The organism is Streptomyces sp. NPDC001222 (assembly GCF_042896945.1).
Lineage (GTDB): Bacteria > Actinomycetota > Actinomycetes > Streptomycetales > Streptomycetaceae > Streptomyces > Streptomyces gibsoniae.
Map to the genome: position 1 here is coordinate 65,377 of NZ_JBIAXT010000027.1, position 12,931 is coordinate 78,307.

The 12,931-nt window shown below is 67.9% G+C and carries 8 protein-coding genes; 2 read left to right on the plus strand and 6 right to left on the minus strand.

Annotated elements, in window-relative coordinates; genetic code table 11:
* Window positions 1-64 precede the first annotated feature (64 nt).
* Complete coding sequence (gene cas3 / locus ACFY2Z_RS29855) at window positions 65-2,926, minus strand: CRISPR-associated helicase Cas3' (RefSeq protein WP_390747189.1); 2,862 nt, start codon at window positions 2,924-2,926, stop codon at window positions 65-67.
* Window positions 2,927-4,422: 1,496 nt separating this feature from the next.
* Between cas3 and ACFY2Z_RS29860 the strand changes: the two genes are divergently transcribed.
* Window positions 4,423-4,599, plus strand: coding sequence for a hypothetical protein (locus tag ACFY2Z_RS29860; protein ID WP_390747190.1), 177 nt, complete (start codon window positions 4,423-4,425; stop codon window positions 4,597-4,599).
* Window positions 4,600-5,144: 545 nt separating this feature from the next.
* Here the strand turns inward: ACFY2Z_RS29860 and ACFY2Z_RS29865 are convergent.
* From ACFY2Z_RS29865 to ACFY2Z_RS29875, 3 genes are read right to left on the minus strand one after another with little or no spacing between them, the layout of a single operon-like run.
* Window positions 5,145-7,115, minus strand: a complete 1,971-nt coding sequence (locus ACFY2Z_RS29865) for a DUF3732 domain-containing protein (protein WP_390747191.1) — start codon at window positions 7,113-7,115, stop codon at window positions 5,145-5,147.
* A gap of 4 nt (window positions 7,116-7,119) precedes the next feature.
* Entirely contained in the window at window positions 7,120-7,605 is a 486-nt protein-coding gene (locus tag ACFY2Z_RS29870) for a three component ABC system middle component (RefSeq protein ID WP_390747192.1), read from the minus strand.
* Between the two features lie 40 nt (window positions 7,606-7,645).
* Window positions 7,646-8,833 (minus strand): ABC-three component system protein, encoded by a 1,188-nt coding sequence (locus ACFY2Z_RS29875; RefSeq protein WP_390747193.1) that lies wholly within the window; start codon window positions 8,831-8,833, stop codon window positions 7,646-7,648.
* A gap of 1,017 nt (window positions 8,834-9,850) precedes the next feature.
* Here ACFY2Z_RS29875 and ACFY2Z_RS29880 point away from each other — a divergent pair.
* Window positions 9,851-10,864: a hypothetical protein gene (locus ACFY2Z_RS29880; protein WP_390747194.1), complete on the plus strand. Its 1,014-nt coding sequence runs from the start codon at window positions 9,851-9,853 to the stop codon at window positions 10,862-10,864.
* A 365-nt stretch (window positions 10,865-11,229) separates the two neighbouring features.
* On the opposite strand, the gene ACFY2Z_RS29885 is transcribed toward ACFY2Z_RS29880, so the two are convergent.
* Entirely contained in the window at window positions 11,230-12,102 is an 873-nt protein-coding gene (locus ACFY2Z_RS29885; protein ID WP_390747195.1) for an IS3 family transposase, read from the minus strand.
* Window positions 12,099-12,398, minus strand: coding sequence for a transposase (locus ACFY2Z_RS29890; RefSeq protein WP_158101146.1), 300 nt, complete (start codon window positions 12,396-12,398; stop codon window positions 12,099-12,101). The genes ACFY2Z_RS29885 and ACFY2Z_RS29890 overlap by 4 nt, the downstream gene beginning before the upstream one ends.
* Window positions 12,399-12,931 lie beyond the last annotated feature (533 nt).

Below are 12,931 nucleotides of genomic sequence, written 5' to 3' on the forward strand. Positions count from 1 at the left end.
GGCCTTCCTGCAACGGCGATGCCCGTGAAGGGGTTCGGGCAGGCGGCGGGAAGCGGGAAGCGGTTCAGTCTTCGGTGTGGACCAGTCCCAGGGCGCCGTCGAGGTGCAGACGGTGCCGGCCAAAGCGCACCGGCCGGGAAGGGTCGCCGGCGTCCTGCGGGAGCAGGACGAGGTCGGCGAGGAGGGCGTGGCTGCGCCAGGAGGCGGGGATGTGGTGGTCTCTTGTGCGGCCGGCGACCCAGGCGGCGGGGACGGGCAGGGTGTGCTGGAGGATCGTACGGATCTGGGCGGTGGTGGGTTTGCGGTGCTCGGGCAGTGGCCGGGTGCCGGCCGCGTCCAGAGTGAGGCGGCCGCCGGTCATGCGGTAGACGGGCAGGAGGCGGCGGGGCATGGCGCCCAGGCGGGTGGCGGCCTCGCGGGGGTGCAGGTTCTGGCGGTGCAGATCGGACAGCGAGAGGGTGTCGTGCCAGGCCGGGACCAGGTGCAGCAGGCTGTGGTGTTCCTCGGTGCGGGTGCGGGCCTGGTGCAGGGTGTGGCTGCGGCGCAGGGCGGCGTCGGTGCGGGCCAGGGCGTCGGCGTCTCCGTGTACGGCTTCCACGAGCTGCTGCACGTCGTCGGGCAGGGTGAGCGGCTGCTCGGGCCGTCGGGCGAGGTAGGCGGCGGTGGCGAGCGGCAGGAACGGGGAGTCCAGGGGGCGCCAGGCGGACGGCAGGAGGGTGCGGCCGCGATGGTCGGTGGGCTCCAGGACGATCAGGCGGGGGCGATCGCCGGACAGCCAGTCGGGCCGCTTGATGTGGTCGAAGCGCCACAGGCGGCCCAGGCGTTGCAGGAGGGTGTGCAGGGGCGCCAGGTCGCTGACCATGACGTCGACGTCGATGTCGAGGCTCATGTCCAGCAGACTGGTGGTGACGACCACCAGCCGCCCGGGGCGCTCGCCGGCTGAGGCCAGGGCGGTGCGGATACGACGGGTAAGAGCCTCGCGTTGGTGGCCGGGCAGGCGGGCGTGCAGCAGGAGCAGCTGGCCGTCAGGGCCGCCGTCCGGCCAGTCGAGGGCGGTACGCAGATGCGTGTAGGTGGTCTGGGCGTCGGCCATGGTGGCGCAGTACACCGCGGCGCAGCCGCCGGAGCGGGCGACGGGGGCGATCTCCTGAGTGATCCGCTCCAGGCGGCTCTCCCGGGCGGGTGTGTCTTCGGGGTCGGTGCAGGAGGGGTGGCGCACGGGGTGGAGACGGATGTCGGCGCGGCGGCGGTGGCGGTCGGCGTGGGCTTCGGCCGCGGCCGGGTCGATGCGGGTGATGGAGGCGTCCGAGGCTGCGGCGTAGAGCCAGCCCGGGTAGGGGGGCCGGCAGTCCAGGTGGGCTGTTTCGGGGTGCGGGTGGCCGGCGCCGTCGAGATAGCTGCGGACGAGTTGGCTGCTGATGTGGCCGGGCAGGGTCGCGGACAGCAGCACCACGGGGCAGCCCAGGGCGCCGAGCCAGTGCAGCAGCCGGGACAGTGTTTGCCGCATGTACGGGGGCAGGGCGTGGACTTCGTCGACGATGACGGTCCGACCGCACAGGGCCAGCAGGCGCAGGGCGCTGAAGCGGACCGGCAGGGCGGCCATGAGGGCCTGGTCGTGGGTGGCGACGGTGAACTGGGCCAGCAGGGCCCTGTCCCAGCCGCGCAGCCAGCCGTCGGGCACCGTGACGCGTTCTTCGGGCCGCTCCCCCGCAGTCGGCCTGCCCTCGTCGTCGTCGCCGTCGTCGCTGTCGGGCCAGTAGGCGTCGCTGGTGGAGGGTTCGTGGGCGGCCAGGCGGTGGTCGTGGTAGGCGGTGTTGTCGTAGCTGTGGCTGTGGACCAGGGAGACCGGGGCGTGCTCGGGATGGTGGGCCGCGACGTAGGCCTCGAGGAGGTCGTATGCGGCGTCGGTGGTGGCGATGGTCGGCAGCAGCCACAGGATGCCGGCCGTGTCACCGGAGGCGTTGAAGATCCGTGCTGCTTCCAGCGCGGTGACGCTCTTTCCTCCGCCGGTGGCGTCGGTGACCACCAGGATGCCGAGCCCCTTCTCGCCCACCGCGGCGGTGAGTTGCTCGATCACCGAGGCCTGCAGGTCGTTCGGCCGCTCCAGGCCGCCGTGGGCCTGGGTGAATGGCACCTGCGGCAGGGTGATGCGGGTCAGCCCGGACTCCTCGACCACGGCGGGGGCGTCCCGGACGGCCTGGGCGTAGTGCTCGTCGGCGCCGAAGGCGGGCGCCTGGGCCTTGGGCAGCCAGTAGTGGCGCTGGCTGGCCAGCCGGTCCGCGATGATGCCGATTCCGGTGATCAGCACGGCCGCCGGCACCGACACGTCCGAGGGCACCGCGGTGGCGCCGGTCAGGTGGCGCAGCAGGGCGAAGTAGCGGCGGCGCAGATCCTGCCAGGCCGGCCCGCCCAGGGCGAGGTTGACCCGGGAGGCTTTGGCCGCACCGTCGATGTCGACCTGCAGGAACCGGCCGTGGTGGCCGCCCAGGATCTGCGCGACGAGCACTCCGGGGCTGTCGGAGGTGTCCGCCGGATAGCCGGCCTCGGCGAGCAGATGCAGCGCACTGTGCATGGACGCCCGTTCATGCGGCAGACGCCGCCAGTTGCAGGTGTCCGCGTGCAGGGTGTCGCTGACCCGGGCCCAGGGATACGCCTCCTGTTCCTGGAACGCCGACAACTTGCCCAGATCGTGCAGGCCGGCGATGAACATCACCAGACAGCGCGCCTCGGCCAGGGTGAGCCCCAGCCCGGCGGCGATCAGCCGACGCTGACCGCGGGTCAAATACCGGTCCCAGACCACACCCGCGAGCGCCGCGACATCCAGCAGATGAAACAGCAGTGGATACACCGCCCACGCGCCGCGGTCGAACTTGCCCCACGGGGTCAGATCGATCCCGCCGCGCCGGGCATCCTCCCGCACTCCCACCGAATGCTCCCGCTCCGCTCTACGTCAACCCGCCCTGGAATCAGGGGTGTTGCACCTATCCTGCCGCATGCAGAGCATCTCCCCCGGTACGCATGCCTGGGAGGGCAGGGTGTAGCCTGCGATTCAGGTCTCACCGGTTTCCTCCTCTCGTGAGGGTGCGCCCCTGCTGGTCATCACGGGCCGCTCAGGAACCTGTGTTTCCCCACACGCGTGGGGATCAGCCGTACAGCAGGGCGGCCAGCTGGGCGATACGTGGCCCTCCCCACAAGGGTAGGGGTGTGCCTTTCTGGATCATGATGACGACGACGAGGCCGACGCCCTCCCCACACGCGTGGGGGTCGTTCCCACGACGTCGCTCTCAAGACCGTCCCGGTAAGGTCTCCCCCGCACGGGTGGGGGTCTGGCGACCTTTCCCCGGTCGACAACGATCGTCTTGGGATGCTCTCCCCACACACACGGGGGCTTCTCTCAGGCCTGGGATGCCGACCATGTGCAGCCGTCTTTCCTACACATGTGGGGGTCGTTCGTTCTCGTACATGCGTCGAGCCTTGATTCGGTCGCCCTCCCCACACACGTGGGGGTCTGTCCAGCACGCGGGGAAAGACGGGATACCAGCGGGCTGCCTCCCCACGTGCGTGGGGGTCAGCCGTCGGTGGTGAGAGTCTTTGCAGTGGCGGCAGGCTTCTCCTCCCGTACGGATGCCCAGCCGGGCTGTGGAGCGAGTCTCCCCGCATGCGTGGGGGGCCGTCGCCCCACTCCCACGACCAAGGACGTGAACGCGCGTCTTCCCCACATACATGGGGGTCTGTCGCGGATCGCCCTGGACGAGAACCGGCCCATGCTGTTTTCCCCACACTCGTGGGGGTTCATCGTTCCGGGGCTGGGCGCGCCTGACCGCCCAAGGGAATCCTCCCCACTCACATGGGGGTCTGTCCGGCCCAGACGACACCGCACCGACGCACCGACACTCTTCCCAACACGCGTGGGGGTCTACCTCCCGTCGTCGAACAGATTTTCCTGGGCCAGCGGTCTCTTCCCCACGTGCGTGAGGGTCTGTCCAGGGTGTTGATACTGCCGAAGGTCCGCTCGACGTCTTCCCCATACCCGTGGGGGTCTGTCGAACCCTTGACCGCGCACGGCGTCACGGGCGTGCAAAGCGCCCGCTCCAGGTCGGCGATGACCGGCAGAGTTGAGGTTGGCGGATGGTGACGAATTGCCGGTCGGGCAGGTCGGTAATGGGTGACGCAGGCCGGAGCGAACCCCGACGGAGGATCACGTGGGAGGCAGGGCACGGGCCGGGGCGACCTGGGACGACGCCACCCGCACGAGGACGCCAGGGCTTCCAGGGCCCCGACGGCTACGTTGCTGAGCTGAACGCCAATGACCTGCCTGGCAGCCACGGCGTCTGGTCGGTCTCCGCGTGGCTCATCCACCGGCTCGACTGGGCGCGGCATCACGACGGCCCGCACGGCTGACCGCGTCAGGGCGCTCCCACGATGACGACCGCCGTAGTGGATCCTGCCGCACAGGGCATCCCGCAGCTGCGGGACGGCGTGCTGTACATCCTCACCAAGAACGGCAGCCTTCACGCGATCCGCCTCGATGCTCCGCAACCCCATCAGCAGCAACCGCTGCCACAGAGCTGCCCCAACCAGCACCGCCAGCTCAGGTAAAGTGGTCAAATATGGTCCGCTGATCTTCAGACACGCAGGTCGCCAAGGGTCTTCCCCACACGCGTGGGGGTCAGTCCGCGAGGGACATCTCGATCCTCCACTGGCTGAAGTCTTCCCCACACGCGTGGGGGTCTGTCGACCTTTCCCCGGTCGACAACGATCGTCTTGGGATGCTCCCCCCACACGTGGGGGTCGTTCCCTTCGCCTCACCGGTAGGGATCCCAACAGCCCGGCTTCGCCACGCGCGTGGGGTCGTCCTACCCCGTAGGCCTTCTGCATCTTCTTCGCGATGCCTTCCACAAACGTGGGTTCACCCCGGTTTCCTCCCCCCGGCATACGGAGAAGAGTCGGTGAGGTCGTGGCTGGTACAGGCCTGGCGTTCTGCGCACACCGCGTTGCACGGACCCTTACTCTTCGTTTTCGTGTACCGGCTCGCCTGGGTGCTGCGGGAGCCCGTGGCTGCAGGGGCGGCTGCGGCGAGGCCGTCACGACTGCGGTAGGCGGGATGATGGGCGGCCGCTGGGGCCGGTCACGATCGCTTTTGCTCAGTTGCCGGTGTCACCCGTTTGACCGGCCTGTTCGATCCAGGCTTGCGGGATGAGTTTGCGGCCGCCGCGCCAGTTATGGCGTACCGATTCCTGGAACCACGGCTCGTCCAGGTTTGCGTGGTCGGAGACGATGATCTGGAGGTCGGGGGCGAGTTCGCGGGCCACATCGTGGATGAGGCGGAACAGGCGCGTGACGGCTGCCCGGTCCGTGTCGTCCTCGAGGGTTCCGGTGGCCTGGTCGACTTCCGAGCGGTACCAGACCTGAGTGGGCTGATCCAGCATCAGGATGCGCGGGACCGGACGGCCTTGCCGGGTGAAGAAGCGGTGCAGGGCGAGGTGAACGATGACGTGGTAACCGACCCAGTTCTCTCCGCTGCCGATACGGAAGAGGGGAGCTGGTCCCTGTTCCGTGTCGGTGACGACGGTCAGGCGGCTGAGGTCCAGTCGTACGCTCTGCCCGCTGTGTTCGAGCTGGAGCCGGTCGGCCCAGTCGGTCATGTCCTGGCTGATCGCAACGAGACGTGAGGTGAGCTGCTCACGTTCCTCGTTGGGGTCGAGTTCGGCCGTCAGCGCCTCGATCCGGGCCTGCGCGGTATCCAGCAGTTGCTTCAGCCGGGCAACTTCGTCGGCCGTGCTGGCGGGAAGCGCGGCGAGGCTTGCATGGATGCGGCCGCGCATGAAGTCGCGGCGGGAGGCGTCAGCAAGTTCCTCGGTAACGGCGCGAGCGGAGACGAGGGACTGCAGGGTGCTGTCGACGGTGCGCAGAGACGCCCGTAGTTCGTCGGCTCTTTCGTCCAGCTCGGTCAGAGCGGCACGTCGGGCTGGCCGGGCGGCCTCGACGCCCTGCAGCTGAGCGTCGAGTCGCTCAAGGCTGTGGTGGAGTTCTTGGGCCGTCGGATCAGGTTCGCTCATCGCTGACCCGCACAGGGCACAGACCGCGGAGGGGTCCTGGTCGCCTTCCGGTCGCACGCCGAGCAGGTTGAGGCTCGCCAGGCGTGCCGTCTGGGTGCGGACGGCGCCAGCGTAGTCGCTGGCTGAGTTGTCTTGTTGCAGGAGCAGTTCGCGTTCCGCGGCCACGCTTTTGAGGCGGGTGCGCAGTTGGTCGCGTTCTTGTTCGAGTGCGGTGCGGCGGGCGGCCGTCTGCGGATCGGCGGCCGCCGGCACGGGGCCGGCGGTCACCGCGGCGTGCAGGGCTGCCAGGGCTGCGATGCGCTCGGGCTGCTCCTCGGTTTCGACCATGCCGAGCGTGAAGGCTTCTCGCCACAGCGCGGCGAGTCCGGCCTGTGCCCGTTGCGCGCTCTGGAAGGCCTGCTGGTAGGCCGTGTCGGCGGCGCGCACCTCGCGCCGGGCCGCCGCGAGCTGGGCTCGCCTGAGTGCCTGGTCGCGGGGGACGGCACCAAGAAAGTAAGGGATGGTGTCTTTCAAGGTCTGGGCCATGAACTGCTCGCCCTGGCGGTGGAAGAGGAAGCCGGGGTCGGCGATCTCGCTCTGGCGCTGCAGGCAGAGCAGGGCGGCATGACCGATGTGGGCTTCCAGTGCCTGGCGGCTGGATCCGGCTGCAGGCTCGTGCAGATTCTCCTCGATGCCGATGCGGCGGCCGAGCTGCTCGCGGACCGCATTGGTGTCGGAGTTGACCTCGAGCTGCTCGTAGTCGAACGGTGCGAGGTCTGCGCCGAAGGCGAGCATGGCCTGCTGGGTGGAGGCTTTGCCGGCCTTGGGGGCGGGGCGGGCAACGAAGGCTCGGCCGCTGTCCAGTTGGAACAGAGCGGCGTACCAGGACACGGTGCTGGTGATGGGTCCCACCGGCATCTGCAGGGTGTCGCGTCCCAGGCAGGATTCGACGATCTCGAGCAGGGCGCTCTTGCCGGTTTTGGACTCGCCCGTCACGACGTTCAGGGCGCCTGGGGTGAATTCCAGGATCTGCCGGTCGCCTGTCTTGCTGTAGAGGATGATCGCGAGCAGTTGCACCCGGTCAGGGTGCCACGCCAAGGACGGCAAAAACAGTCGCCGGGCTGTCAGCTTTGGCGAGCCAGCGCCCTACCAGGCTGGCCTTGCGCAGCATGTGGTCGAGTTCGTCGGGCGTCTTGAATCCGCGTGGTCTGCGGTAGAGGGACCTCACACGGCCGTCGGGCTCGAGGGTCAGGGCGTGGTGGGCCAGGCCGAACCGGGTGCCTTCCTTGACGGGTTCGGCCAGGGCCTGGGCCCGGGCGGGGAACCCGGCCCGCAGGACGGGGTTCTTGCCGATCCAGGCGCCGAGGTGGGTTCTGGTCGAGGTGGGCAGGGCGTTGCGGGTGGGCTGGTGCAGGACCATGGGTGCGGTCACGAACCCCAGCACCCAGGGCATGGCCTGCTGCGTCTCTTTCTCGTGGCCCTGGGCGGCGCTGGCCAGGATGGCCGCCATCAGGGCCGGGTTGAGCATGACGGCGGAGATCGGGGAGCGATCACTCCATGCGGTCATGCTCATCTCCTCGTCGCGGTGGCAGAAGGAGGCGGCAGCGTCACGTGCCCACCTTCAGCAGGTTGGCGATGCGGGTCTCGAAGTCGGCGTGCCAGCCGATCTTGCCAGTGTCGGCGAGCATGTGTCGCTGACCGCGGGCGAAGAAAGGGTCGTTGTAGCGCGAGCGCACCGCGAGGCTGGTCTGGCCCAGGAGTTGCCGTAGCAATTCCTTGCCGGCGATCTTCTTCGCGTCGTCGTCCGCGTCGTCGTCTAGGGAGTCGAGCATCCACTCGAACTCACGCTCCCACTCGTCGACGAGCTCGTTCTCGAACCGGGTCAGCTCGGCTGCCCCGATGAGGTCTTCTTCGAGCCAGCGCACCGAGTGGGTGTAGGCGCGGTAGTAGTCCACGATCGCTTTTTGCAGGTTGCGCGGCGGGTAGGCCACCCAGTGCATCTGCTGCACGAACGGGTGCATGCGGTACTTCTGTTCGAGTTCTGGCGCATTGACGTCCGCGAGTTCCACCAGGGTGGGCAGGTTGTCGCGGGTGAACTGGTCTCGGATGTCGGCGATAGCCACCTTGGCGTCGCCGACGTCGATGCCGCGTTGCCGGCCCTGCAGCAGGGCGAGCGCCGTCTCGTCCCACCACTGCCAGACCATGGCCAGGAAGAGGTCCTCGTGCCCTGGTGGCAAGGCCCAGTGCAGACGTTCCTTGACCTGGGCGGCGACGTCCTGGATGTGGGGTGAGCGGTCGATCACCCGGATGCGGGAGATGAACGTCAATCTCTCCGCATCGCCCAGACTGAGGAACTGGGTACGGGCGGCCTCGGTCAGCTGGGCCGTGGACGTGCGGGCGACATGTTCCAGCAGGCGCGTGGCCTCTGCTTCATTGCGGCTGCGCGGGCACAGGGCTGCGACGGCCGTTCCCTCCGCAGCCGTCTCGGTCGTCACCAGAGCAAGCGCTGGGCCAGCGGGGTCGGACGGACAGGCTTCGTCCATCCACACCTTCAGCGTGCGCCACACGTCCGTTGCCGTATCGGTGAGCGAACGGTGCTGCCCGATGTGGTGCTTGACCTGGAGGAGTTCCGTGGCCGTCCCTTTTTGTTCCCACGCCACGTCGTCGTAAAGCTCCAGACTCAGCGCGGCATCGGGTCTGCTGGCCCCGTTCTGCAGCAGCTCGACCAGGGCCCACCAGGTCTGGTGCTGGTAACCGATGGCATTCGGAGCAGCGCTGTGAGAACCCTTTCCCATGACGTGCAGTCTCCCCCTGGCCCGGCACAGCGTCCACATGCCGCGCCAGCCCACCTATCGAATACATGTACGATATTGGGTGGGGTTGGCCCCGTCAATCCGGTCCGAGTTTCGGGTTGCTGTGGATGCGCAGCGACTGTTCGACGGGGCCCCTGGAGCCAACGGTCGTCTCTCGCGAAAGTGGCCGCAGTGGCCTGCTCTGGCGACAGGGCGCATGTCTCGCATCCGCTGAAGTGCCACCGAGAGCACGTATCTTCGCCTCCCCGGCCCTGCCCGCGGCAGGGCCGGGGCCGTCGTTTTCGACGCCAGTGTGCACAGCAAGGCCCGTCCGGACTCGGCCGCTTGCGACGCGTAGCAGAGCGTCTCGCTGAGATCAACTTCGAGACGTACGACGGCGAGGCCGACGCGCGAGGTCGCGATGTCCCGGTAGGCGAACAGGTGTCGTCGTCGATGTCCTGCCAGGTGGCGCCGGGGTAGGCGTGACCGCTGGGCCGATCGCCTGGGTCTGGTCGGCGATGATGCACGCATAGGCGGTGACTTTCGGTGTACTCGTCGGGGTATCCGGCTGGGACCGGCTTGCTGGGGAGAAACTGCGCCCGGAGACCCTCGGTAATGGCGCGGGCTTCGGGATTGACCAGCGTGAGCGGTCGGCCGCGCTCGTCACACGGGGGGGGCAATCTCCGAACCAGCTGCGGTGGTCGGTGCCGGAGACGAATAGGTCTCTGCTGACGGTCACCCGACAAATCCGATAACTCACCCACGTCCGCAGACACCCGCACCACCCCCGGGAGCACTGCAAAGCAGCGTACGCCCACGAGCTATCGCAACGGCATTTGGTCTAGACCGTTCTGTCACCCGAACGCCGGAGGATAGTATCCGGCGGCGCATGGGGAGGCTGCTGCAGCTTGTTCTGGGCGAGCAGCCGGCCCCCGCGCCTCTGGTGCCGTAACGCGTCGGCCTTCTGGCTAGCGTCCTCTCATGCCACGAACTGCACCGAGCCGAGCAGACCGCGCGCTCATGGCCTTGGCGGCACAGTCCGGTTTCCCGGTAAGCGCCAGTCAACTGGAGCGCTGGCGCCATCACGGCTTGATCCCGCGCCCTGTTGTCCGCCGCACGGCACGCGGAGGAAGTGAAGCGGACTACCCGGAGGGCACGGGTGAACTGGTCTGCGCTCTGGCACGGCATGCCGGCCCTGGACGCTCGCATGACGATCTGGCCCTGCTTGCCTTTTTCTCCGGAGCCGTCGTCCCAGAGATGGCGCTCAAGCCTGCCCTGGCCCGAGCCTTTTTCCAAAGCCGGGTGCGCCACGAGGAGCAGGTAGGGCAGGTTCAGGCGCAGGTTCCGCCGCAGTGGGCTGCCGAGATGGACAGCGAATACGAAGAGGCCGAGGCGGAAGCCAAGATCTCGCTGGCCGAGAACGGCAGGGCCGTACGCCAGATGCGGAACAATCTTCGTCGTCTGTCCGATCTCACCCACGCGACGCGGGAAGAGGTGGACGCGCGGTTGCTGGGCGTGCTGGTTGGCTTGGAGATGCGGGAACTGCCGGAGTCGGACCTGGCGTTCATGGCAGATTTGGCAGCAGCCTTGCACCTCGACTGTGATGTCGACGAGGACTGTCTTGCTGTGTGGGACTACGCGGCCGTCTGCCACGTCGCTCAAATGGGCCGTCAGGAGAGGACGTCGCCCGAGGAACGGGTCGAGAAGCTGGTACGCATCAGCCTTGGGGAACTGGCAGCCTTGCGAAAGGAAGTGTGCGACGACAGGGACCAGATATGGGCCCGGGCAACCGGCGGCCGCCAGACCCGCGCTTCGATGGACCAGCCGTGGCAGGCACGGGGCGCCGCTAGCGTCCTGATGGAGTGGATGAGTGCGCGGGAGGCTCATCCGCCAGGCTCCGTCCTGGCCGACCGATACTTCATCGAGAGCCTCTCGGACCTGGCGCTGCGCTGCTGGATCTCACAGGCCCGTGCACAGCTCGACGACAAGCCAGGAGAGGGACGTGCGGCATTCATTGCGCGGACCAGCCAGTGACGCCCTCCGGTACGGCAACGCAACCGTCAGGATCCGCACCGCAAGCGCGTATCCTGCCCAGGAGTCCCGTATCGGGTGGTTGGCGACTCGTGGTGATGACGAAAGCGTTTGCTCGGATGTAGCGGCGTGCCTCGGATAAGGTGAGCGCGTAACAGCCTGCCGATCCGCAATTGTGTCGCTTGCCTCACGCATGTGGGGGTCAGTCCGTCGGGTACAGCAGCTCAAACCAGCCCGGCCGGCTCTCCCACTGGTCACGAAGAACCTTCCCCACAGGCGTGGGGGTCTTTCCCTGTTCTGCTCCAGCAGGGACCGGCGGATACGGTCTTGAGCTTGTTCCGTTTTGACGGACACCCTCAGTGTGGTGGTCAGGCCACGAGGGCGGTCTCATAGTCGGCGGGGCTGCGGTAGCCGAGGCTGCTGTGCAGCCGGTGCAAGTTGTACCAGCCCTCGATGAAGTCGAAGATCGCGGTGCGGGCAGAGGCCCGACTGTGCCAGGCGTCGGTGCCGAGCAACTCGCGTTTGATGGTGGCAAAGAAGGACTCGGCGAGGGCGTTGTCCCAGCATTGCCCGGTGCGTCCGACCGATAGACGGATGCCCAACTCATCGGCCAGGGAGGCGAATTGCTGACTGGTGTACTGGCAGCCGCGATCCGAGTGGAAGATCACCGGATAGGCAGGGCGACGCCGCAGACAGGCCGATCGCAGAGCGTCGGCGACCAGGTCGGTCCGCAGGTGGTCGGCGGTGGCCCAGCCGACCACCCGCCGGGAGGCGATGTCGATGACCGTGGCCAGATAGAGCCAGCCCTCGTCGGTCGGAACGTAGGTGATGTCGCCGCACCAGCGGGTATTGAGTCCCGCGGCGTCGGGAGCGAAGTTGCGGACCACGAGGTCGGGCCGGAGGCTGGCTCGTGGATCAGGAACCGTGGTCACATGCCGTCGTCTGCGGTGCCGGCCCTCCAGACCGGCCGCTCGCATCAGCCGGGCAACCCGGCGGCGGCCACAGTCAGCACCGTCCTGCTTGAGCACGGCATGGACGCGCGGGGCTCCATAGGTTCCGCGTGAACGCTCGTGGACTGCGGCGATCTGCAGGGTCAGCTCGGCGTCCTGGACCGCACGGGGACCAGGCTTGCCGCTGCGGCGCGCGTAGAAGGCGGTGCGGGAGACCTTGAGCAGTTCACATGCGCGCTTGACGTTGTGACCGCCCTGCTTCTCCGCCTCGATGAACGGGTGCACCGTCACCGGGTCTCCTTCGCGAAGAAAGCCGTGGCCCGCTTGAGGATGTCGACGTCCTCGCGCAGTCGGCGGTTCTCCCGCCGCAAAGCTGCCAATTCCTCGCGTTCGCTGCTGGTCAGCCCATCCTTCTCGCCAGCGTCGACCTCAGCTTGGCTGACCCACAGCCGCACCGCGGTCTCGGTCAGGTCGAAGTCCTTGGCGACCTGACCGACCGAGCGGTCACCGCGTCGGCACAGTTCGACGATCTCGGCCTTGAACTCAGGCGTGAACGAGCGGCGAGGGCGTGGCTTCTTCTTCCCCATGCTCTCCATGATGGACATCCTTCCGGGGCAGGGCCCCTGATCTCGGATGTCCGTCAAAGCGGATCAAGCCCAGTCTTTCCTCACACACGTGGGGGTCTGTCCACCTTGCGGCAACGACTCATCCTGGCCCACGCGTCCTCCGACGCACGTGGGGTGCGTCCAGGGACATCCAGAGCACGGTGCGCCGGATGACGTCTTCCCCGCACGCGTGGGGGTCTGTCGTCGCTCTGGTCATCCTCGGTGGAAGTCCAACTGTCTTCCCCACCCGCGTGGGGGTCTGCCCACGCTACCGGTGTCCTGCCGGTCCTGCAGGTGGTCTTTCCCCACACGCGTGGGGGTCTTTCACTACAGACGAGCCGGAGCACTGTGCGTACGGGCTCCCACTCGGTGCCGACCCGTGCACTCGTCCCGACCCAAAACATGAGGTCAGGTACCTACTCCTATGGCCTTCTCACTTCAGTGCGCTGGGGATTCGCACACGATGTCACCAACATTTCTCATTCGATGTCACCGCTTCCGTGCTCTCGCCAGTA